This window comes from Qipengyuania sp. SS22 (genome assembly GCF_025736935.1).
Lineage (GTDB): Bacteria > Pseudomonadota > Alphaproteobacteria > Sphingomonadales > Sphingomonadaceae > Qipengyuania.
Genome location: NZ_CP107048.1, coordinates 1985040 through 2005831, shown reverse-complemented (window position 1 = coordinate 2005831; position 20792 = coordinate 1985040). Strand labels below are relative to the sequence as shown.

Below are 20792 nucleotides of genomic sequence, written 5' to 3'. Positions count from 1 at the left end.
GGATCACAGCGTAAAGCTCTCGCCCAGATAGAGGCGGCGCACGTTCTCGTCGGCGACCAGCGCTTCGGGCGTCCCGGCGAACAGCACCTGTCCGCCATAGATGATGCAGGCGCGGTCGACGATCTCGAGCGTTTCGCGGACATTGTGATCGGTGATCAGCACGCCGATCCCGCGCGTGCGCAGATCCTTGACGAGGTCGCGGATGTCGCTGATCGACAGCGGATCAATCCCGGCGAAGGGTTCGTCGAGCAGCATGATCGAAGGCTTGGCGGCCAGCGCGCGGGCAATCTCGCAGCGGCGGCGTTCGCCCCCCGACAGTGCCATCGCGGGGCTGGCGCGCAGGCGGGTAAGCCCGAACTCGCCGAGCAGGCGTTCAAGCTCCGCGGCGCGCGTGTCCTTGTCGGGCTCGACCATTTCGAGCACGCAATTGATATTCTGTTCGACCGTCATGCCGCGGAAGATGCTGGTTTCCTGCGGCAGGTAGCCCAGCCCCAGGATCGCACGGCGGTACATCGGCAGGTTGGTGACATCCTCGCCGTCCATCAGGATGCGTCCGGCATCGGGGCGCACCAGCCCCATGATCGAATAGAAGCAGGTGGTCTTGCCCGCCCCATTGGGTCCAAGCAGGCCGAGCACTTCGCCCTTGCCCACCGACAGCGATATATCGGTCAGGACCGCGCGCTTGTCATAGCTCTTGGCGATCGAGATTACCTCGAGCCCGCCCTGCGGGATCGGCGGGGCGGCATCGTGCAGCGCAGCGTGGTCCGGGTCGGTTGCGATATCGGCCATGCGCGGCGACATAGCATGCCAACTGCGCGTGAAAACCCCGCAGGCACGCCTTTTCGATAATCTGGCAGGATTTGTGCATGGGCGGCAGTCGATGCGGGCCTGTGCCGCAAAAGGACGCCGCACATCGCAATTACGCAGGATTGCTTGCCACACGGAAGCAATTTTGAAACAATACGATTCGGGTTGGAGAGAGCAAGGAGAGACGCGTTGAACAAGGCGCTCCGGGAAAACGATATCGTCAGCGGTCCGATGACCGAACGCAGGCGCGACTGGCGCAAGGCCATGAGCGACAATGTCGCGCTCGCGCTGCTGGTCTATACCGGCCTCCAGATCTTCATGACCGTGGGGGCGATGAAACAGGGCGTTTCCTCCATCGTGCCCTATCTCGCGCTGATCATCCTGGTCGCCGGGATTATCCCCGCCTGTCGCTGGTTCGAGCGCCGCTGGTCCGATCTGTCGGACGACGAAGCCGCCGACCTCGCGTTCAAGCCCGCCTTCCGCCGCGACCAGATCATGCTGTGGGTGCTGGCGATCGGGCTTCCCGTGGTGCTTACGCTCATCTTCAAGCTGATCTTTTCCTGACGGGCCGGGCGGTTGCCAGTAGGCGGCGCGGGGCCTACCTCGCGCGCATGACTGCCCACTTCCGGACCCTGCCATGATCACCTCCGACGCGGCGCTTGCCTGCTGCCAGGACCTCGTCGAGCTCGCGCGCCATATGGGCGCGGATGAAGCCGATGCGGTTGCCCGTGCCTCCTCTTCCGAAAGCGTCAGCGTCAGGCTCGGTGCGCTGGAGGAGGTCGAACGGTCGGAAAGCGAGGAGATCGGTCTGCGCGTCTTCGTCGGCCGCCGCTCCGCTTCGATCAACACCAGCGATTTCGCGCCCGACGGGCTGAGGACTTTGGCCCAGCGTGCAGTCGAAATGGCGCGGCTGGCCCCCGAGGACCCCTATGGCGGGCTGGTGCCGCATGAGGCGCTGTTCAGCGGTGACGGCCCCGATCTCGATCTGTCCGATGGCGGTGAACCGTCGCCCGGCGATTTGCGCGAGGCCGCGCTGGCGACCGAGGATGCCGCGAGGGCGGTGGCCGGCGTGACCAATTCCAACGGCGGCAGCGCGTCCAGTTCGCGCTCGGTTTTCGCCCTGGTCACCAGCAATGGCTTTGCGCGCGGCCATTCGGGCGGGGCGCACACGCTTTCGGCCAGCGTCGTCGCGGGCGAGGGCAGCGACAAGCAGACCGATTACGCCTATCGCACCCAGCGCCACCGCAGCGATTTGCCCGATCCCGCGGGGATCGGCCGCGAGGCGGGCGAGCGCGCGGTGCGCAAGGTCGGACCCGGCTCGATTCCCTCCGCTAAGATGCCCGTGGTGTTCGACCCGCGCGTGGGGGGCGGGATCCTCGGTCATCTGCTTGGCGCGATGGCCGCCCCCTCGATCGCGCGCAAGGCGAGCTTCCTGATCGGCCGCGACCAGGAGCAGCTGTTCGACAGCGCGCTGCGGATCGTCGAGGACCCGCACCGCCTGCGCGGCCTGCGCTCGCGGCATTACGATGGCGAAGGCGTTGCCAGTGTCCAGCGCGCGCTGGTCGCGGAAGGCCGGATCACCGGCTGGCTGACCAATGTCGCCAGCGCGGCGCAGCTCGATCTTGGGCTGACCGGCCATGCCAGCCGTGGCGGCGGCGGTGCGCCGGGGATTGCGCCGGGCAATGTCTATATGGAAGCGGGCGGCCCCAGCGTCGCCGAGCTGATCGCCGATATCGAGGACGGCGTCTTCGTCACCGACCTGTTCGGCCAGGGCGTCAACCTCGTCACCGGCGATTACAGCCGCGGCGCCAGCGGGTTGCGCATCCGCAATGGCGAGCTGGCGGGGCCGGTGGCGGAAATCACCATCGCGGGTACGCTGCCCGAGATGTTCCGCGCGCTGGTGCCCGCCAATGACCTTGAATTGCAGCGCGGGATCGACGTGCCGACCTTCCGCATCGACGGCATGTCGGTGGCGGGCCAATGAAGCGTCTGCTCGCCGCGTTTGCCCTGATGTGGGCGATGCCGCTGGCGGCGCAGCTTGAAACCACCGCCGAACCTGTTGCCACCCCGACCCCGGTCCAGACCATCGCCGCAACGCAGGATGCGGGGGACGACGAGCGTATCGCCGAGCGGATCTCGGGCATTTTCGCCGAACTGCCGGCCTTTGGCGCGGTCGAGGTCGCCGTCAGCGAAGGCGTGGTTTCGCTTTCGGGCACAGTGCCCAAGCCCGAGGATATCGCTCGCGCCGAAGCGATCGTGAACCGCGTAACGGGCGTGGTGACGGTGGAGAACGGGCTCGAGCGCGACTTGTCGCTCTCCGCCGACAGCGCGGGCATTTCGAGCCTCGCCGAACGCTGGAGCTCCTTCGTCCGCATGCTGCCGCTGATCGCCGCCGCGCTGGGCGTATGGCTGGTTATCGCGGCGATCGGCTATCTGATCGCGGGGCTGGGCCGGTTGTGGAAGCGCGTCGCGCCGAACAATTTCCTCGCCGAACTGATCGCCAGCGCGATCCGCTTCGTGTTCCTCGTCGGCGGGCTGGTGGTCGCGCTCGACATGATCGGCGCGACTGCGCTGCTGGGCGCCGTGCTTGGCGGCGCGGGGGTGATCGGCATCGCGCTCGGTTTCGCCATGCGCGACACGATCGAGAACTACGTCGCCTCGCTCATGCTGAGCCTGCGCCAGCCCTTTCGCGCCAATGACTGGGTGCGGATCGACACTTTCGACGGTCGCGTGATCCGGCTGACCAGCCGCGCCACTGTGCTGATGACGCTCGACGGCAACCATTTGCGCATTCCCAACGGGCAGGTGTTTCGCGCGGTGATCCTCAATTACACGCGCAACCCGCAGCGCCGCTTCGAATTCGACCTGGGTGTCGATGCCGATGACGATGCCCGCGCGGCGCGCCAGCTGGGCCGCGATACGCTGGCGGGCCTCGAATTCGTGCTCGCCGATCCGCCGCCCGAGGCGCGGATCATGGAAGTGGGCGATTCCAATGTGGTGATCCGGTTCCTCGGCTGGATCGACCAGCGCGAAACCGATTGGTGGAAGGCACAAAGCCAGGCGATTCCGGCGGTCAAGCAAGCGCTCGAAGATGCCGGGTTCGGCCTGCCCGAGCCGATCTACCGGCTGCGTTTCGACCCGCGCTCGGCCAGCGTTCCCTTCGCCACCGAAGCGACCGCATCGTCCGATACGGCTGCGACGGAAAAACCGCGCCCGGTCCAGACTATTGCTACCGCGCAAGCCGACGAGGACGTGCGCCCCTCCGACGAGATCGCCGCGATGGTCGAGGAAGAACGCCGGACCGGAGGGGAGCAGGAAACCGACCTGCTCGACTCCTCCCGCCCGGTCGAATAGCCGCTACTTCTCGGCGTTATGCCGATCGATGCTCTCGAGCACGATGCGGCGCGCTTCTGCGGCATCGCCCCAATTGCCGATCCGCACCCATTTCTCGCTTTCGAGATCCTTATAATGGGTGAAGAAGTGCTCAATCTGCTGGAAGATGATGCTCGGCAGATCCTTCGTTTCGGCGATGTCCGAATAATAGGGGAAGGTCGTGTCCACGGGCACGCAGATCAGCTTCTCGTCGCCGCCATGCTCGTCTTCGAGGTTGAGCACGCCGATCGGGCGGGTACGCACCACACAGCCCGGGACGAAGGACGAGCGCGCGATGACCAGCGCGTCGAGCGGGTCGCCATCGGGGCTGAGCGTGTGCGGGATGAAGCCGTAATTGGCCGGATAGCGCATCGGCGTGTGCAGGATACGATCGACGAACAGCGCGCCCGAATCCTTGTCGAATTCGTATTTCACCGGTTCGCCGCCAGTCGGGACTTCGATGATGACGTTGAGGCTTTCGGGCGGATTGTCGCCGATGGGGATCATGTCGATGCGCATTGTATGTCTTCTCTCTTTGCGGTCAGCCCCTCTCCCGGAAAGACTTCGCGGCGCCGATAGCGGCTTGTGAAGCATTGCGGAAGGGGGACGATGGTCCTAATCGCGCGCACCATGGCAAAGACACCCCAGGCAATCCGCGGCACGCAGGACATCTTCGGCGCCGAGGCGGAAGCGTTCGCATTCGTCGTCGAAACCTTCGAGCGCGTGCGCAAGCTCTATCGCTTCCGCCGCGTCGAAATGCCCGTGTTCGAAAAGACCGAAGTGTTCAGCCGCGCGATCGGCGAGACGACCGACGTGGTCAGCAAGGAAATGTATTCCTTCGACGATCGCGGCGGCGAAAGCCTGACGCTGCGCCCAGAGTTTACCGCCGGGATCGCGCGCGCTTTCCTGTCGAACGGGTGGCAGCAGCACGCGCCGGTCAAGCTGGCGACGCATGGACCGCTGTTCCGTTACGAACGCCCGCAGAAAGGGCGCTATCGCCAGTTCCACCAGATCGACGCGGAAATCATCGGCGCGGGTGAACCGCAGGCGGATGTCGAATTGCTCGCCATGGCCGACCAGCTGCTCAAGGAACTCGGCATCACCGGCGTGACGCTGCACCTCAACACGCTGGGTGATGGCGACAGCCGCGAGGCCTGGCGCGCCGCGCTGGTCGACTATTTCCTTGGCGTGAAGGACGAACTGAGCGAGGATTCGCAGGAGCGGCTCGAAAAGAACCCGCTGCGCATCCTCGACAGCAAGGACCGCCGCGACCAGAAATTCGTCGCCGATGCACCCAAGATCGACCAGTTCCTTTCGGACGATGCGCGCGCCTTCTTCGACGCGGTCACCAGCGGGCTGGATGCGGCAGGCGTGAAATGGGCGCGCGCCGAAAGCCTCGTCCGCGGGCTCGACTATTATCGCCACACCGCCTTCGAATTCATTCCCGACGAGGGCAGCGAGGCCGCGGGCAAGCTCGGCAGCCAGAGTACGATCCTCGGCGGCGGGCGCTATGACGGGCTGATGGAGAGCCTCGGCGGCGCGCCGACGCCTGCGGTGGGCTGGGCTGCGGGAATCGAGCGGCTGGCGATGCTGGTGGGCGAGAAAGCGGAGCCGGCTGCTGATGTGGTTATCGTGGTCGAACACGATGCGCGCATTCCCGAAGCGGTGTCGGCGCTCAAGCGGGCGCGCGATGCCGGACTTTCGGGCGAACTGATCGCCAGCGGATCGCCTCGCAAGCGCTATGACAAGGCGGTCAAACGGTCACCCAAGACGATCATTTCGCTCAAACAGGACATGGAGTACAGCATCAGCGGAGACGACGAATCCAATCCGCAGGTTCTCGAAACGCTTCCCGAATATAAATAAGCCGTCACCCCGGACCTGATCCGGGGTCCCGCTTTTCTTCTCGCGGCGGGCGATTAAGTAAGCGGGATCCCGGCTCGAAAGCCGGGATGACGAAAGATTGAGTGTAGTCCTTGACCATCCCCGCCGAACGCCTCGACCAGATCGCCCATCGCTTCGCCGAGCTCGAGGCGCGGATGGCGTCGGGCCAGTTAGTGGGCGATGCCTTCGTCCAGGCGAGCCGCGACTATGCCGAGCTCGAGCCGGTCGCCAGGGTCGCCGCCGAGGTGAAGGCGGCGCGCGAGGAAGTGGCGAGCCTCGAGGAGATGCTCGCCGATCCCGAGATGAAAGCAATGGCCGAGGAGGAGCTGGAAGAACTGCGCCAGCGCCTGCCCGAAGCCGAACGCGAGCTGGCCATCGCCATGCTCCCGCGCGACAGCGCCGATGCCAAACCCGCCATGCTCGAAATTCGTGCGGGCACGGGCGGCGACGAGGCGGCCCTGTTCGCGGGCGATCTCTACCGCATGTATGAACGCTTCGCGGCCGAACAGGGCTGGAAGGTCGAACCGGTCAGCATGAGCGCGGCCGAAGTCGGCGGCTTCAAGGAAGTGGTCGCCAATATTGCCGGCACCGGGGTGTTCGCGCGGCTCAAGTTCGAAAGCGGCGTCCACCGCGTCCAGCGTGTGCCCGAAACCGAAAGCGGCGGACGCATCCATACCAGTGCGGCGACCGTGGCCGTATTGCCCGAACCCGACGAGGTCGATGTCCAGATCGATGCGGGCGATCTCAAGATCGATACCTACCGCGCCAGCGGCGCGGGCGGCCAGCATGTCAACACCACCGACAGCGCGATCCGCATCACCCATTTGCCGACCAATACGGTGGTCACCTGCCAGGATGGCCGCAGCCAGCACAAGAACCGCGAAAAGGCGATGCAGGTGCTGCGCGCACGCTTGTTCGAACAGCAGCGCGAGGCGACCGAGGGTGCCGAGGCCGAGGCGCGCAAGGCGATGGTCGGTTCGGGCGATCGCTCCGAACGCATCCGCACGTATAATTTCCCGCAGGGGCGCGTGACCGATCACCGTATCGGGCTGACACTGCACAAGCTGCCCGAAATCCTCGCCGGGACCGGGCTGGGCGAACTGGTCGATGCACTGATTGCCGAGGACGAAGCCAAGCGTCTTGCGGCGATGACCGAGTGAGCGACGGACAGACGGTTACCGATGCGCTGCGCGCGGCCGCGACCCGGCTCGGCGCAACCAGCCCGACCCCGCGTCTCGACGCCGAATTGCTCATGGCGCAGGCGCTTGGCGTTTCGCGCTCGCATATGCTGCTGCAGCGTATGGGCGAGAGTGTGCCCGCTGGGTTCGACGATCTGCTCGCCCGTCGTACAGCGCACGAACCCGTCGCCTATATCCTCGGGCACCAGGAATTTTATGGCCGCGAATTCCGCGTCACCCGCGACACGTTGATTCCGCGCGCCGATAGCGAGGCGGTGGTCGAGGCCGCGCTCGAAGCCAGCGCCGGGCCGGGCCGCGTGCTCGACATGGGCACCGGCACCGGCGCGCTGCTGCTGACCGTGCTGGCGGAACAGGGCGGCGAAGGGATTGGCATCGACCGCAGCGCGGCTGCCATCGCGGTGGCGGAAGAAAACGCGACCACGGTCGGGATGTCGCATCGGGCACGCATGTTGACCGCCGACTGGACCATGCCCGGCTGGGCCGACGGGCTGGGCCAGTTCGACCTGATCCTGTGCAACCCGCCCTATGTCGAGGCCGATGCGCAACTAGAGCCCGATGTGCGCGACTTCGAGCCTGCCTCCGCGCTCTTCGCCGGGCATGCGGGGCTTGATGATTATCGCGTGATCATTCCGCAACTTGGCAAGCTGGTCCGCCCCGGCGGTGTGGCTGTGCTGGAGATTGGGGCCACGCAGGACGCGGCAGTGAGCGCTCTTGCCAGCGAATCGGGCTTCGCCGTTACCCTGCGGCGCGATCTGGCCGGACGCCCGCGCGCGCTGGTCCTGCGATAAAAGACTTGGCAAAGCCGACTCGAGCCTTTACTTCTGGCCCTAGGCCTGCGGTGTACGGCTAACGCCACCCCGCCGGTTCCAGCTCCGACATTGCAGTTACGGTGCGCAGCCTACCGCTACGCATACCATGCACAAACCGGAGCACGCGGGCTGCGACAAGCGCAGGCGCGCAAGGGGTCACGCGGCCATTTGCGAACCGGATAAGGTTCGCGCCGCGCTTTGTATGAGGACCAACTACCCTTGAACATGAATCGCAATAACCGTCGTCGTGGACGCGGTAACCGCAATCAGGGCGGCGCCAATTCGGCCAACCGCATCGACAGCCGCGCGCGCGGCAATGCCCCGCAGCTGCTCGACAAGTACAAGAAGCTTGCGCAGGACGCCCAGCACAATGGCGACCGCGTGCAGGCCGAATACTACCTGCAGTTCGCCGACCACTATCTGCGTGTGATCGCCGACAACAAGGCGCGCCAGGAAGAAGCCAAGGGCAAGCGCGGCGACGATCGCGGCCAGAACCAGTCGGACGATGACGACGATGATGATGGTGGCGACGATCGCCGCAGCAACCGTCGTCCGCGCAGTCGCGGCGACGAGCAGGACGGCGGCAATCGCCAACGGAGCCGCCGCGATGACCAGGACGACGGCAATCGCAAGCCGCGGGCGCGCAAGCCGCGCGCTGGCGACGACGGTGATTCCGCCGAATTCGAATCCTCGGACAATCCCTTCACCCGCGAGGAAGAAAGCGAAGCGCCCAAGAAGCGCCGCGCTCCGCGCAAGGCGAAAAAGGACGAGGAAGGCACACCCGGCAGCGAAGGCGAAATCGATGCGACGGTCCTGCCGCCCTCGATCGGCGCCAACGACGCCGAAGGGGATGCCAAGCCCGCACCGCGTCGACGCAAGCGCAAGCAGGACGACGACAGCGAAGTGAGCGCGGTCGGTTGATCGCGCTTGCACCGCTGACCTGACGATCTAAGGGGCAGGCCGATGGAGAGAATCCCCGGCCTGGCCCGCACCCACCCGAAACTCGCCGCGCTCCTGTTGGGCGTGTTGTCGGCGTTCGGGTTCCAGCCCTTCCATGTGTGGCCGCTGGGCCTTGCCGCAGTGGGGGCGTTCGGCTGGCTCGCGTGGCGTATGCCCAGCTGGCAACGCGCGCTGCTCGCCGGATGGCTGTTCGGCGTGGCGCATTTCTCGGTCGCGAATAATTGGATCGCGACTGCCTTCACTTATCAGGCGGAAATGCCTGCCGTCCTCGGCTGGGCGGCGGTGCCCCTGCTATCGCTCTATCTCGCGCTGTGGCCCGCGCTGGCGACCTGCGCCGCATGGCTGGTGGCACGGCGCGGCAGCCTGGTCGCGTTCGCGCTGGCCTTCGCCGCGATGTGGATTGCCGCCGAGTGGCTGCGCAGCTGGGTCTTCAGCGGATATGCCTGGGGACCGCTGTCGATGATGCTGCTGGGCCCGTGGGACCGACCGGGGCTGGCCATGGCGCTGCCCTTCGTCGGTAGCTATGCGCTGTCTGGTCTTACGGCGGGGTTCGCCATCCTGCTCGCCGATTTGGTGCGCAGGCGCCGTTGGGCAGGTTTCGGGCTGGCCGCCATCGCGCTTGCCGCGCTGGTCTACCTGCCCGCCGGTGCAGGGCGCGAGGGCACGCTGCCGCTGACGCTGGTCCAGCCCAATCTCGGGCAGGACGAGATCAACGACGCTTCACGGTTCGAGGAGCAATTCCAACGCACTGCGCGGTTGAGCAGGCCGCTGAAGCCGCAAAGCCACCGCCTCGTCCTGTGGCCCGAAAGCGGCATCCCCGATTACCTGCGCGATGGCTATCCGCAGCGCTATTATACCCAGATGACCGCAGCCGGCGATCCTGCCTTTGCCCGCGTACGCATTGGCCATGCGATCGGCGAGGGCAGCCTGCTGCTGACCGGCATGGTCGATCTGGAGATTGCTACGGTCGACGGGCGCGAGCGCGCGGTGGGTGCCTATAACGCCATCAGCTCGATCGACTCCGCGGGACGGCTGGGCGCGCGCTATGCCAAGGCGCATCTGGTGCCCTATGGCGAGTATCTGCCGCTGCGCACTTGGCTCGAACCGCTTGGCCTTTCGCGGCTGGTTGCGGGCACGCTCGATTTCATTCCGGGGCCGGGGCCGCAAAGCTACGATCTGGGCGATCACGGCACCGCCGGCATGCAGATTTGCTACGAGATCGTCTTCTCGGGCGAGACCGTCGACCGCGCGAACCGGCCCGACTATATCTTCAACCCCTCGAATGACGGCTGGTTCGGCATGTGGGGCCCGCCGCAGCATCTGGCGCAAGCCCGGATGCGCGCGGCCGAGGAGGGCCTGCCCGTGCTGCGTTCGACGACTACCGGGATCAGCGCGGTGATCGATGCGCGCGGGGTGGTGCGCGAGCATATCGGGCGCAATATCGCCGACCGGATCGATACGCACGTCCCCCCGCCGCAGGCGCCCACCTGGTTTGCGCAGCTGGGTCACTGGCTCACGCTGCTTTGGGCGATCGCGCTGCTGGCGCTATCGCTGGTTGCCATGCGTCGTTCGGGAGGCTACCCCGTAAAGAACACATAAAGATTTCTTTATATCGGGAATTCGACCTTCATGCGCGCCAGTTTCCTCTTCACTTCCGAGAGCGTTTCGGAAGGCCATCCGGACAAGGTTTCCGACCAGATATCCGATGCCATCGTCGATCTGATGCTGGCCAAGGACCCCGAAGCGCGGGTTGCCTGCGAGACCATGACCACAACGCAACGGGTCATCCTCTCGGGCGAAATTCGCTGCGCGCCGATGTATGATGCGAAGAACCTCGACTGGGCCGAAAATGCGGGTTGGGCGCCGGGCGCCAAGGAAGAAATCGAGAAGGCCGTGCGCCGTACGGTGCGTGAAATCGGCTATGAACAGAACGGCTTCCACTGGAAGACGCTGACCTTCGAGAACCATCTGCATGGCCAGTCCGCCGAAATCGCGCAGGGCGTCGATGCCAATGGCAACAAGGACGAGGGCGCGGGCGACCAGGGCATCATGTTCGGCTTCGCCTGCGACGAGACGCCCGATCTCATGCCGGCGACGATCGACTACAGCCACAAGATCCTTGAACGGCTGGCGGCGGACCGCAAGAGCGGCGCCGCGCCTTTCCTCGAACCCGACGCCAAGAGCCAGGTCACCTTGCGCTACGAGAACGGCACGCCGGTCGCCTGCACCGCGGTGGTCGTCTCGACCCAGCACGCCAAGGGCTATCACGAAGGTCCCAAGGAAGCCGAGCTGAAGGCCTATATAAAGGGCGTCGTCACCGAATTGCTGCCCGATGGATGGGTCGACGCCGATACGCAATGGCACATCAACCCCACGGGGGCGTTCGAAATTGGCGGGCCCGATGGTGATGCCGGCCTGACGGGGCGCAAGATCATCGTCGATACCTATGGCGGGGCCGCGCCGCATGGCGGCGGTGCGTTCAGCGGCAAGGACCCAACCAAGGTCGATCGCTCGGCCGCCTATATCACCCGCTATCTCGCCAAGAACATCGTCGCAGCGGGCCTAGCCAGGCGCTGCACGATCCAACTGGCCTATGCGATCGGCGTGTCGCAGCCGCTGTCGCTCTATGTCGATACGCATGGAACCAGTGCGGCGGGCGTGACCGACGAAGCGCTCGAAGAGGCCATCCGCGGGATCGAAAAGCTCGGCGGGCTGACCCCGCGCGGTATCCGCACGCATCTCGGACTCAATCAGCCGATCTACCGCAAGAGCGCCGCCTATGGCCATTTCGGGCGGCAGGCCGAAGGCGCGTTCTTCCCGTGGGAACGGACCGATCTGGTCGACGACCTCAAGGCGGCGCTGGCCTGACCGGGTAGGGTGGGCAGGATCGCCCATCCGCTGTGCCCGCTACGGCCTAATCTGATGTGACGCGTATTAGCCGTGTTCGCCCTTGCGCGGGCTGGGGTGGTCGAGCGCGAGTTCGGCGTCCGAGAAGGTGAACGGGCTGCGTACGCCCGCTATACCGTCGAGTTCGATCCGCATGCCGCGCGCGTGCACCTGCGGATCGGCGAAGACGGCGTCGATCGGGTTGATCGGTCCGGCGGGGATCCCCGCTTCGCCGCATGCGCCGAGCAGTTCTGCCAATTGCCATTTGCGCGTCTCATCGGCGATCATAGCGTCGAGCTCGGCGCGGTTGGCGAGGCGGCTTTCATTGGTGGCGAAGCGCGCGTCGCCCAGCAGATCGTCGCGGCCCAGTAGCGACAGCAGCCGCCGGAACAGCCCGTCATTGGCGGGCGCCAGCACCACTTCGCCATCCGCCACGGGGAAGACGCCATAAGCGCTCACCTGCGCATGCTCATTGCCCATGCGCGGCGGGTTCTCGCCGGTCGTGAAGAAATGCGTCGCCTGGCTCGCCAGCAGCCCGACCGAGCAATCGAGCAGCGCCATGTCGACATGCTGTCCGCGTCCGGTCCGCGCGCGCATGGCCAGCGCGGCCTGGATCCCGATCACGGCATAAAGTCCGCAGGTAAGGTCGGAAATCGAAATGCCCATCTTCATCGGCTGGCCCGCGGGTTCGCCGGTCAGCGCCATGAAGCCGCTCATCGCCTGGACGACGAAATCGTATCCCGCCTCATGCGCGCGCGGCCCGGTCTGGCCGAAACCGGTGATCGAGCAATAGACAAGGGCCTGGTTGGTCGCCGCAAGGCTGGCGTAATCGAGCTCGAACTTGGCCAGCGTTCCGGTCTTGAAATTTTCCAGCACGACATCGGCCGAGGCGGCGAGATCGCGCACCCGCGCCAAATCTTGCGGGTCCTTGAAATCGGCGACGATTGAGCGCTTGCCGCGATTGGCGGCATGGTAATAGGCCGCTTCACGGTCGCCATTCTCGCGTTCGATCCATGGCGGCCCCCACAGCCGTGTCCCATCCCCCTCGGGGCTTTCCACCTTGATCACGTCTGCGCCGAGATCAGCGAGGATCTGTCCGGCCCAGGGCCCTGCCAGGACGCGGGCGAGTTCGAGGACTTTCAGTCCGGCGAGAGGAGCCTGCGGGTTGCGCGGTTGATCGAGCCACATGGCCCGCGGCTTGCGCAGCCTTGACCCGGCGGTCAAGTCACTGCGTGTCCATCGCCGCCATTAGCCCGCTTACCGAGTCGATAAACTCCTCGCGGAAATCCTGCACCACCTGCCGGCTCGAGCGGACCTGCTCGACCAGTCCGACACCCTGGCCGACGAAATAACTGACCAGTTCACGCGCGCCTGCATTGCCCGCCGCTGCCTCGCGCTCGATCCGCGCAAAGGCGGGTTCGGAAACCATGCCCATCAGCGGCATGGGCAAGGTGCCCGGCCCTTCGGCGGCGTCCCAAGCGGCATGCCACGGCGTTCCCAGCTGGCGTGCGGGCTTGCCGGTGCGGCTGCGCGAACGCACCGTATCGCGGCTGCGCGCGGCGACCATCTTCTCGCGGAAGGCATCGGAGGTTTCGGCTTCGGGGGTGGCGAGCCAGATCGATCCGGTCCACGCACCTTGCGCGCCCGCCGCCATCATCCCCGCCATCTGTCCCCCGGTCATGATCCCACCCGCGGCAAGGACCGGAATATCGTGATCCGCGCGCGCCAGTTCGCGGACAACTTCGGGGATCAGCACAAGTGTCGAGACTTCGCCGCAGTGCCCGCCCGCTTCGGTGCCCTGCGCAACGATGATGTCGACCCCGGCCTCCGCCTGACGAATCGCGTGTTCCTTGGCGCCGACCAGCGCCGCCACGGGGACGCCGCGCCGCTTGCCTTCCTCGATCATTGCGGGCGGTGCGATGCCCAGCGCATTGGCGATCAGCTTGATCGGATGGCGGAATGCGACTTCCATCAGCGCGAGCCCGTTTTCAGGTGTGATACCCATACGTTCGCGCAGGATCGGCATTTCCGCTTCGGGCGCGATGCCATATTCGCCCAGCACCGAATTGACGAAGCCCTGGTATGACGGGTCGATCACCGCCGCGCGGCTCTTGTTGTCCTCCATCTCGCGAACCCGCGGGTCCACGACTTCGGGAACGAGGACATCCACGCCATAGGGCGCGCCATCGACATGCGCGTCGATCCAGGCGAGCTCTTCCTCGAGCTGTTCGGGGCTGAACCGCGTCGCACCGAGCACGCCGAAGCCCCCCGCCTTGCTGACTGCGGCAACGACATCGCGGCAGTGACTGAAGGCGAAGAGCGGGAATTCGGCCCCGGTCATTTCGCACACGCGGTTCATCGGCATAGGTGTCTCCTCTCGAAGGTCACCCTATCCGCAAGGCGCGCCGGTGCAAGCGGGCTTTACTGGCCGTCCATGATTTCCGGCGCATCGCCCGGCGCAGGCTTCCAGCGGGTGGCCGGGGGGAAGACCTCGCCCACGCTGCCGTGCTGCCAGCCGCCGTAGACCGGGTTCGGCATCAGGAACCAGCCATTGCCCCACAATTGCGCATATTCACCCCGGGCGACCATCGCGCGGCGCGCGGCAATCGCGCTCTCGTCGTTATTGAAGACATCGGCGAAGTCGCCGAGATTGTCGCCCGCCATGGCGATCACGCAATAGTTTTCCGCGATCGCCGCGCGGCGGCCATCCTTGCGGCTGCCCATATCGTCGTCGCCGCGCAGATAGAGCGTTTCGAGATGGACTGCCGGTCCGGTCCCTGCAGCGTCAAGCGCGGCGATGGTGCCTGCCGCCGTGTCCGAATTGCGGTTGGTGTTGAAGATCACCGTGATGCCTGCCTCGCGCAGCCGCCTGAGACCGGTCACCGCGCCCGGGACCGGCGGGGCGATCCCTGCACCCTGATCCGCCCATTGCTTCCATTCGGCCGGGTCGAAAGCCTTGCCCGTCAGGGCCTGCCAATATTCATAGCCGGTGTTCAGCAGCACGGTCTCGTCGACATCGAACACCGCGGCGAAGGGCTTCGCCGTTCCGTCTTCAGAGACACATGACGGCGTCCCGATCCCGCCCGCTGCATCGGGCAGACCAAGCGGCACCGAGCGCGGCGCGCTGCGCTGGCGTGAAACTGCGATGGTGTAATCGGCCAGCTGGCGCCATGTCTGGATCGATGCGCCCGCAGCCTCGCCAGAACCATAGAGCCAGCGCATTGTGTCGGGGGCGGGTTGGTCGTCGCTCGTGGCTGCGATCGGAGCAGCGGCGATCGGGGGCGCGTCCACGGTTGCACAACCGGCAAGCGTAAGGGTGCTCACGGCAAGCAGGAAAAATCGGGTCATCGGCGGGTCTCCATATCGGCGGGAAGGGGGTAGGCGGGCGTCTCGCCCAGCCAGAGCAGCGAATGGATCCGCCAGCGTCCGGTTTGGTCGCGTCTTACCTGGAACGAGTTGATGCCGCGAGTCGCACCGGTGGTGCCGCCAGCTTCGGTCCACGCGCCATCATAGGATGACCATGCATGGCCAATGTCGCCATAGACCTCCACGCGGTTGACCAGCGCGGTCTCGGCAAAGCCGTTATCGGTGAGAAAGGCGCGCTTGCCCGCGATATATTCCTCGACCGTACAGCTTTCGCTGCCGGTGGGACGCAGCGCGGTCATCCGCGCTTGGGGCCAGTACAGTGCGCGCATCGCTGCCCAGTCACGTTCCGCGCCTGCGGGACCGGAGATTACCGCATAGGCATCGGTGACCAGCTGCTCGATCGCGGCGACGGTGTCCGGCATCGCATTCTCCTCGCGTCCTGCCTAATCCGCCGAACGGGCGCTGTCACCTGCCGACGCGCGGCGCAATCGGCGATGCGTATTGTGCGGCGCAATATGGAAATGTGCATTCCGTGCATCTTCGAGCTACGGTAAATCAAGGGCTTACGATATTTGCAACCTTGTCTGTTGCGGTTCATGCAACAAAACTTGTTCTTTTCGCACTTGCACAATATCCGCTTGCCGCGCATATCTCCTCGTGCCTTTTAGGCATCCTCTCCCAAGACTTCCAAGCCCGGTTGGTTCGCCAGCCGGGCTTTTTTCTGTCTGTGGCAAACGCGCTGCCCGCGCTCTTGCATTGCATCGGCGGCGACCGGTCCCCAAGTGGGGCCTCACCAGACCACAGGTAACCGGAGCCCCACCCAGATGCCCGATGCGGACGCTTCAACAGCGGCAGAGGAAACCACCGTCAGACTGCAGGTTGCAGCCGCGCGCCAGGATGAAAGCGGGCAAGGCATTGCGCGCATGCCGCGCTCGGCCTTCCAGACGCTGGGGATCACCGAAGGCGATGTGGTCGAGATCACCGGCAAGCGCGCCACCGCGGCAATCGCCATGGCCGCCTATGACGAGGACCAGAGCCTCGACGTGGTGCGGCTCGACGGGCTCCAGCGTGGTAATGCGGAGGTCGGTTCGGGCGAACATGTAAAGATTGCAGTGGGCCAATCGCGCCCCGCGACGCGTGTCGTCTTCGCTCCTGCACAGCGCGAAATGCGGCTGCAGGGGCCGGCGCAGGCGCTGAAGCGCAATTTCTTCCGCAAACCGCTGGTCGCGGGCGATCTGGTCGCCACCACCGGCCAGCAGCCGGTGCAGAACATGCCGCCCGAAGTGCGCCGCATGTTCAATGCGCCCGCCTATGCACTGACGCAAATCCGCCTCAGCGTCGTCTCGACCACGCCCAAGGGCATCGTCCATATCGACGAGGATACAGAGGTCGAGCTGCGCGCCGAATTCGAAGCCCCGCGCGATGCCCGCGCGGTGGTCAATTACGACGATGTCGGCGGGATGGAAGACACCATCCAACAATTGCGCGAGATGGTCGAACTGCCGCTGCGCTATCCCGAACTGTTCACCCGTCTCGGCGTCGATCCCCCAAAGGGCGTGTTGCTGCATGGCCCGCCGGGGACCGGCAAGACCCGGCTCGCGCAGGCGGTCGCCAATGAAAGCGACGCCAATTTCTTCACCATCAACGGTCCCGAAATCATGGGCTCGGGCTATGGCGAGAGCGAGAAGGCGCTGCGCGAGGTGTTCGAACAGGCGGGTAAATCCGCCCCTGCGATCGTCTTCATCGACGAAATCGATTCGATCGCTCCCAAGCGCGACCGTGTGCCCGGCGAAGCCGAAAAACGCCTCGTGGCGCAGTTGCTGACGCTGATGGACGGGCTCGAAGCGCGCTCGAACCTCGTGGTGATCGCAGCGACCAATCGCCCCGACGCGATCGACGAGGCATTGCGCCGCCCGGGGCGCTTCGACCGCGAAATCGTGATCGGCGTGCCCGACGAACAGGGCCGCCGCGAAATCCTCGGCATCCATACCCGCGGCATGCCGCTGGGGGACAAGGTCGATCTCGATGAACTGGCCAAGGCGACCTACGGGTTTGTCGGGGCCGACATCGCGGCGCTGGCGCGCGAGGCGGCGATCGACGCGGTGCGCCGGATCATGCCCAAGATCGATCTCGACGAGCGGACCATTCCGCCCGAAGTGCTCGACGAGCTCTACGTCGGGCGCGAGGACTTCCTCTCCGCGCTCAAGCGGATCCAGCCTTCCGCCATGCGCGAAGTCATGGTCCAGATGCCCAAGGTCGGCTGGTCCGACATCGGCGGCGTCGGCGATGCCATTGGCAAGCTCAAGGAAGGCATCGAACTGCCGATGAAGAACCCCGAGGCGTTCCATCGTCTCGGCATTCGCCCGGCCAAGGGCTTCCTGCTCTATGGCCCGCCGGGCACGGGCAAGACGCTGCTGGCCAAGGCGGTGGCGCGCGAGGCCAAGGCCAATTTCATTTCGATGAAAAGCTCGGACCTGCTGTCCAAATGGTATGGCGAAAGCGAGCAGCAGATCGCGCGCATGTTCAAACGCGCCCGCGCCGTGGCGCCCTGTGTCCTGTTCATCGACGAAATCGACAGCCTCGTTCCCGCGCGCGGGTCGGGCCAGGGCGAACCGCAGGTCACCGGGCGCGTGGTCAACACGATCCTCGCCGAAATGGATGGGCTGGAAGAACTGCAGTCGGTCGTGGTGATCGGGGCAACCAACCGCCCGACGCTGGTTGATCCCGCGCTGCTTCGCCCCGGCCGCTTCGATGAACTGGTCTATGTCGGTACGCCCGACCAGCCGGGCCGGGAACAGATACTCGGTATCCATACGCAGGACATGCCGCTGGCCAACGATGTCGACCTTGGCGACGTGGCGAGCAAGACCGCGCGCTTCACCGGGGCCGATCTCGAGGATGTCGTCCGCCGGGCGGGCCTCAACGCGCTCCACCGCGCGGGCGGCGATGTACAGGAAGTGGCGGGAGTCGACTTCACCGAAGCGCTCAAAGACAGCCGCGCGACAGTCACCTCGAAGATGGAAGCCGAGTACAAGAAGATGCGCGGCGAGCTGAAGAAGCGTGCCGCCGAAGTGCGCCCGATCGGTTTTCTCTACGACGGCATGGTCGAAAGCACCCGCGACGCGAAGCACGGGCCCGAGACCGAAGGCTAGCCGCCGCCCGCAGCGCGCGCGTTGGCGGCTTCGACCTCGAGCCGGTGGCGAATCAACGCCTCGGGCTGGTTGGCCTTCAGCCAGCCCAGCATGTGTTCGCGGACCGCGCAGCGCAGCGTCCACAGATCGCCGATCGTCTCTGCGCTCATCGACAGGCGCAGTTCAACGCTTTCGGGATGCGCTTCGGTCATCAGCAATTGGAGGTTGCGCCCGTCCCACAGCGGGTGGGCCTGGACGTAGCGTTCGAATTCCGCGCGGATCGGGTCGATATCGGCGATCGGGTCGAGATTGAGCATGACCGGGCCGGTCAGCTTTTCATCGACGCGCGACCAGTTCTCGAAACTTTCGTCGAGGAAGCGCATGGTCGGGACCACCAGCACGCGCTCGTCCCAGGTGCGCACGGTGACGAAGCTCATGCGGATTTCCTCTACCCGCCCCGCCTGCTCGTCGACCTTGACCAGATCGCCGATCCGCAGCGGCTGGGTGATCGCCATCTGCAGGCCCGCGATCAGCGATTTCAGCGCGGGCTGCGCCGCGGCACCGACCGCGAGTGCAGCGAGGCCCGCGGACGCGAGCATGGTCGTCCCGATATCTCGCACGCCGGGGATGTTGAGCATGATCAGCGACACGGTGATGATGATGATCCCCACCTTCACCGTGCGCGACAGGATCGCGATCCGAGTCAGCCGGCCGCGCTGCGCCACCGGGTCGCCCGCTTCCGAAATCTGCGCCTCGTAGCCACGCGCCAGGCCGCGCACGACCGCATAGGCGACCCAGCCGATCACGGCGGGAATGAGGAATTTGGCGAGCAGGTCCCAGCCGCGCCCGACCAGCGCATCGTTTTCCGCGGCGGCGGTGATTGCGAAAGCGATCGCGGCCCAGCGCAACGGCTTGCGCACCGCTTCGACCACCACGTCGTCGAGGGTGCTTTCCGAAGCGCGCGCCAGGCGGCGCAGGACGGCGAAGATGATCCAGTGCGCGATGAGCGCGACCACCACCGCGCTGCCCAGCACGATGAGCGTGTGGATCAGGCCCTCATAGGAAATCGGCCAATTGCGCGGATCGTAGCGTTCGAGCATCTGCGGCTGGGGTATGGGCGCAGCCGGGTTAACGCAAGCTAGTCGTCGGCGGGAAGCTCAATCGTGACCTGCAGGCCGTCTTCGGTAAAGCTGCGTTCGAAAGTGCCACCGAACTGGCGCGCCGCGCTGGTCATCAGCAGGCTGCCGAAACCCTTGCGTTCGGGCATCTCTGTCAGTTCGGCTCCGGTTTCACGCCAGCTGAGCATCACCGTGCCGTCCTCTTCGGTCCAGCTGACATGCACGGTGCCCTGGTTCTTCCACGCGCCATATTTGACCGCATTGGTGGTCAGTTCGTGCAGTACGAGGCCGAGCGGGGTGACCCGCTTGGCGGGCAGCATGATGTCGGGTCCCTCGATCTGTGCCGGGTGCTTGCTCGACCGATAGGGCGCAAGTGAGGTCTCGACCAGTGCGCGGAGCGAGGCGACGGGGCGCTCGAGTTCGCCCTGGCTTACCTCATGCGCGGTCAGCAGGGCGCGGATGCGCTGCGCAATGCTGTCGGTCACTTCCTTGGCTTCGGGCTTGTCGCGTGCGCTCATCTGAACGATCGCGAGGATCACCGCGAAGAGGTTTTTCACGCGGTGGTTGAGTTCGCGCGCAAGCAGGTCGGCGCGGTCGCGCGCTTCGCTGACGATCGCCGCCTGCGCTGCTTCCGCCTCCGCGCGTGCCGCACGCCCGACCAACCGGGTCCCGGCAAACATGGCGAGCACCAGCAGCACCAGCAGCGCACCGAGCAGCGGCAAGACGCGGGCTTCTGAGCGTGCGGCCTCGGCGCTGTGATCGGCGAGGATCTCGTTCTCGATGTTCTCCATCTCGGCGATCGCGCGGATGAGCCGCTCCATCGATTCGATGCCTTCATCGGTCAGCACCGCGCGGCGAGCATCGAGCAACCGCCCGTCTTCGAGCAGTTCGACACTGTCGCCCATCTCGTCGAACTTGGCGCGGGCAAGCGCGTCGATCTGGTCGATCAGCTCGATTTGGCGCGCGGTCGCTTCCTCGCCAATCAGCGTGCGAATGCGGTCGAGCGCCGGATCGATCTGTTCCCTGCCTGCCTGGTAGGGCGCGAGGTAGCGGCGATCGAGCGTGATCAGATAGCCGCGCTGGCCGGTCTCGCCGCTCAGCACCGAGCGGTTCACCTGGCGCAGCTCCTCGAGCACCTCGACCGTGCGGCGGACCTGTTCGCGCTGCGCGCGTTCGGCCTCGACCGTCTGGTAGGCCAGGAACAGGGTTGCAAACATTGCCGCGGCGATGATGCCGAGCAGCGCGACATTCATCCAGCGC

The 20792-nt window shown here is 65.7% G+C and carries 18 protein-coding genes; 10 read left to right on the top strand and 8 right to left on the bottom strand.

Annotated features, from left to right (window positions below):
* Nucleotides 1-3 precede the first annotated feature (3 nt).
* Nucleotides 4-789: an LPS export ABC transporter ATP-binding protein gene (lptB, locus tag N6L26_RS09955; RefSeq protein WP_253521705.1), complete on the bottom strand. Its 786-nt coding sequence runs from the start codon at nt 787-789 to the stop codon at nt 4-6.
* A 207-nt stretch (nt 790-996) separates the two neighbouring features.
* On the opposite strand from lptB, the gene N6L26_RS09950 reads away from it, so the two are divergent.
* The 3 genes from N6L26_RS09950 to N6L26_RS09940 all read left to right on the top strand — a co-directional run bounded on the left by N6L26_RS09950 (nt 997) and on the right by N6L26_RS09940 (nt 4161).
* The gene (locus tag N6L26_RS09950; RefSeq protein ID WP_318173598.1) at nt 997-1371 is read left to right on the top strand and encodes a hypothetical protein; all 375 of its coding nucleotides are present in this window, start codon (nt 997-999) and stop codon (nt 1369-1371) included.
* Nucleotides 1372-1444: 73 nt separating this feature from the next.
* Complete coding sequence (locus N6L26_RS09945) at nt 1445-2791, top strand: TldD/PmbA family protein (protein WP_263605427.1); 1347 nt, start codon at nt 1445-1447, stop codon at nt 2789-2791.
* Nucleotides 2788-4161 carry a mechanosensitive ion channel family protein gene (locus N6L26_RS09940; protein WP_263605426.1) on the top strand — a complete coding sequence of 458 codons (1374 nt, stop codon included), beginning with the start codon at nt 2788-2790 and terminating at the stop codon, nt 4159-4161. The genes N6L26_RS09945 and N6L26_RS09940 overlap by 4 nt, the downstream gene beginning before the upstream one ends.
* Before the next feature lie 3 nt (nt 4162-4164).
* On the opposite strand, the gene ppa is transcribed toward N6L26_RS09940, so the two are convergent.
* Entirely contained in the window at nt 4165-4698 is a 534-nt protein-coding gene (ppa, locus tag N6L26_RS09935; protein WP_263605425.1) for an inorganic diphosphatase, read from the bottom strand.
* A gap of 111 nt (nt 4699-4809) precedes the next feature.
* On the opposite strand from ppa, the gene hisS reads away from it, so the two are divergent.
* The 6 genes from hisS to metK all read left to right on the top strand — a co-directional run bounded on the left by hisS (nt 4810) and on the right by metK (nt 11899).
* Entirely contained in the window at nt 4810-6045 is a 1236-nt protein-coding gene (gene hisS / locus N6L26_RS09930; protein ID WP_263605424.1) for a histidine--tRNA ligase, read from the top strand.
* Nucleotides 6046-6155: 110 nt separating this feature from the next.
* The gene (gene prfA / locus N6L26_RS09925) at nt 6156-7223 is read left to right on the top strand and encodes a peptide chain release factor 1 (RefSeq protein ID WP_263605423.1); all 1068 of its coding nucleotides are present in this window, start codon (nt 6156-6158) and stop codon (nt 7221-7223) included.
* A complete protein-coding gene (prmC, locus tag N6L26_RS09920) occupies nt 7220-8050 on the top strand; it encodes a peptide chain release factor N(5)-glutamine methyltransferase (RefSeq protein ID WP_263605422.1) in 831 nt (276 codons plus the stop codon). The genes prfA and prmC overlap by 4 nt, the downstream gene beginning before the upstream one ends.
* A gap of 246 nt (nt 8051-8296) precedes the next feature.
* Nucleotides 8297-8992, top strand: coding sequence for a DUF4167 domain-containing protein (locus tag N6L26_RS09915; RefSeq protein WP_263605421.1), 696 nt, complete (start codon nt 8297-8299; stop codon nt 8990-8992).
* Nucleotides 8993-9034: 42 nt separating this feature from the next.
* Complete coding sequence (gene lnt / locus N6L26_RS09910; RefSeq protein WP_263605420.1) at nt 9035-10630, top strand: apolipoprotein N-acyltransferase; 1596 nt, start codon at nt 9035-9037, stop codon at nt 10628-10630.
* Nucleotides 10631-10660: 30 nt separating this feature from the next.
* Entirely contained in the window at nt 10661-11899 is a 1239-nt protein-coding gene (gene metK / locus N6L26_RS09905; RefSeq protein ID WP_263605419.1) for a methionine adenosyltransferase, read from the top strand.
* Between the two features lie 66 nt (nt 11900-11965).
* Here metK and N6L26_RS09900 read toward each other — a convergent pair whose 3' ends face one another.
* Genes N6L26_RS09900 through N6L26_RS09885 form a run of 4 tightly spaced genes read right to left on the bottom strand, consistent with a single transcriptional unit; the run spans nt 11966 to nt 15705 of the window.
* Nucleotides 11966-13105, bottom strand: a complete 1140-nt coding sequence (locus N6L26_RS09900; protein ID WP_263605418.1) for a CaiB/BaiF CoA transferase family protein — start codon at nt 13103-13105, stop codon at nt 11966-11968.
* Between the two features lie 37 nt (nt 13106-13142).
* Nucleotides 13143-14282: a nitronate monooxygenase gene (locus N6L26_RS09895; RefSeq protein ID WP_263605417.1), complete on the bottom strand. Its 1140-nt coding sequence runs from the start codon at nt 14280-14282 to the stop codon at nt 13143-13145.
* A gap of 56 nt (nt 14283-14338) precedes the next feature.
* Nucleotides 14339-15265, bottom strand: coding sequence for a 5'-nucleotidase, lipoprotein e(P4) family (locus N6L26_RS09890; RefSeq protein WP_263605416.1), 927 nt, complete (start codon nt 15263-15265; stop codon nt 14339-14341).
* The gene (locus N6L26_RS09885; protein ID WP_263605415.1) at nt 15262-15705 is read right to left on the bottom strand and encodes a DUF4440 domain-containing protein; all 444 of its coding nucleotides are present in this window, start codon (nt 15703-15705) and stop codon (nt 15262-15264) included. The genes N6L26_RS09890 and N6L26_RS09885 overlap by 4 nt, the downstream gene beginning before the upstream one ends.
* A gap of 402 nt (nt 15706-16107) precedes the next feature.
* On the opposite strand from N6L26_RS09885, the gene N6L26_RS09880 reads away from it, so the two are divergent.
* Nucleotides 16108-18435 carry a CDC48 family AAA ATPase gene (locus N6L26_RS09880; protein WP_263605414.1) on the top strand — a complete coding sequence of 776 codons (2328 nt, stop codon included), beginning with the start codon at nt 16108-16110 and terminating at the stop codon, nt 18433-18435.
* On the opposite strand, the gene N6L26_RS09875 is transcribed toward N6L26_RS09880, so the two are convergent.
* Together N6L26_RS09875 and N6L26_RS09870 are read right to left on the bottom strand one after the other, a co-directional pair.
* Nucleotides 18432-19514, bottom strand: coding sequence for a mechanosensitive ion channel family protein (locus N6L26_RS09875; RefSeq protein WP_263605413.1), 1083 nt, complete (start codon nt 19512-19514; stop codon nt 18432-18434). The genes N6L26_RS09880 and N6L26_RS09875 overlap by 4 nt on opposite strands.
* A 38-nt stretch (nt 19515-19552) precedes the next feature.
* On the bottom strand, nt 19553-20785 hold the full coding sequence (locus N6L26_RS09870; protein ID WP_263605412.1) for a sensor histidine kinase: 1233 nt from the start codon (nt 20783-20785) through the stop codon (nt 19553-19555).
* Nucleotides 20786-20792: the final 7 nt, after the last annotated feature.

Excerpts from the sequence above, each read along its gene's own strand:
- lptB (WP_253521705.1), bottom strand. The coding sequence starts at position 789 with ATGGCCGATATCGCAACCGACCCGGACCACGCTGCGCTGCACGATGCC.
- N6L26_RS09945 (WP_263605427.1), top strand. The coding sequence starts at position 1,445 with ATGATCACCTCCGACGCGGCGCTTGCCTGCTGCCAGGACCTCGTCGAG.
- N6L26_RS09940 (WP_263605426.1), top strand. The coding sequence starts at position 2,788 with ATGAAGCGTCTGCTCGCCGCGTTTGCCCTGATGTGGGCGATGCCGCTG.
- ppa (WP_263605425.1), bottom strand. The coding sequence starts at position 4,698 with ATGCGCATCGACATGATCCCCATCGGCGACAATCCGCCCGAAAGCCTC.
- hisS (WP_263605424.1), top strand. The coding sequence starts at position 4,810 with ATGGCAAAGACACCCCAGGCAATCCGCGGCACGCAGGACATCTTCGGC.
- N6L26_RS09915 (WP_263605421.1), top strand. The coding sequence starts at position 8,297 with ATGAATCGCAATAACCGTCGTCGTGGACGCGGTAACCGCAATCAGGGC.
- lnt (WP_263605420.1), top strand. The coding sequence starts at position 9,035 with ATGGAGAGAATCCCCGGCCTGGCCCGCACCCACCCGAAACTCGCCGCG.
- metK (WP_263605419.1), top strand. The coding sequence starts at position 10,661 with ATGCGCGCCAGTTTCCTCTTCACTTCCGAGAGCGTTTCGGAAGGCCAT.
- N6L26_RS09900 (WP_263605418.1), bottom strand. The coding sequence starts at position 13,105 with ATGTGGCTCGATCAACCGCGCAACCCGCAGGCTCCTCTCGCCGGACTG.
- N6L26_RS09895 (WP_263605417.1), bottom strand. The coding sequence starts at position 14,282 with ATGCCGATGAACCGCGTGTGCGAAATGACCGGGGCCGAATTCCCGCTC.
- N6L26_RS09890 (WP_263605416.1), bottom strand. The coding sequence starts at position 15,265 with ATGACCCGATTTTTCCTGCTTGCCGTGAGCACCCTTACGCTTGCCGGT.
- N6L26_RS09885 (WP_263605415.1), bottom strand. The coding sequence starts at position 15,705 with ATGCCGGACACCGTCGCCGCGATCGAGCAGCTGGTCACCGATGCCTAT.
- N6L26_RS09880 (WP_263605414.1), top strand. The coding sequence starts at position 16,108 with ATGCCCGATGCGGACGCTTCAACAGCGGCAGAGGAAACCACCGTCAGA.
- N6L26_RS09875 (WP_263605413.1), bottom strand. The coding sequence starts at position 19,514 with ATGCTCGAACGCTACGATCCGCGCAATTGGCCGATTTCCTATGAGGGC.
- N6L26_RS09870 (WP_263605412.1), bottom strand. The coding sequence starts at position 20,785 with ATGAATGTCGCGCTGCTCGGCATCATCGCCGCGGCAATGTTTGCAACC.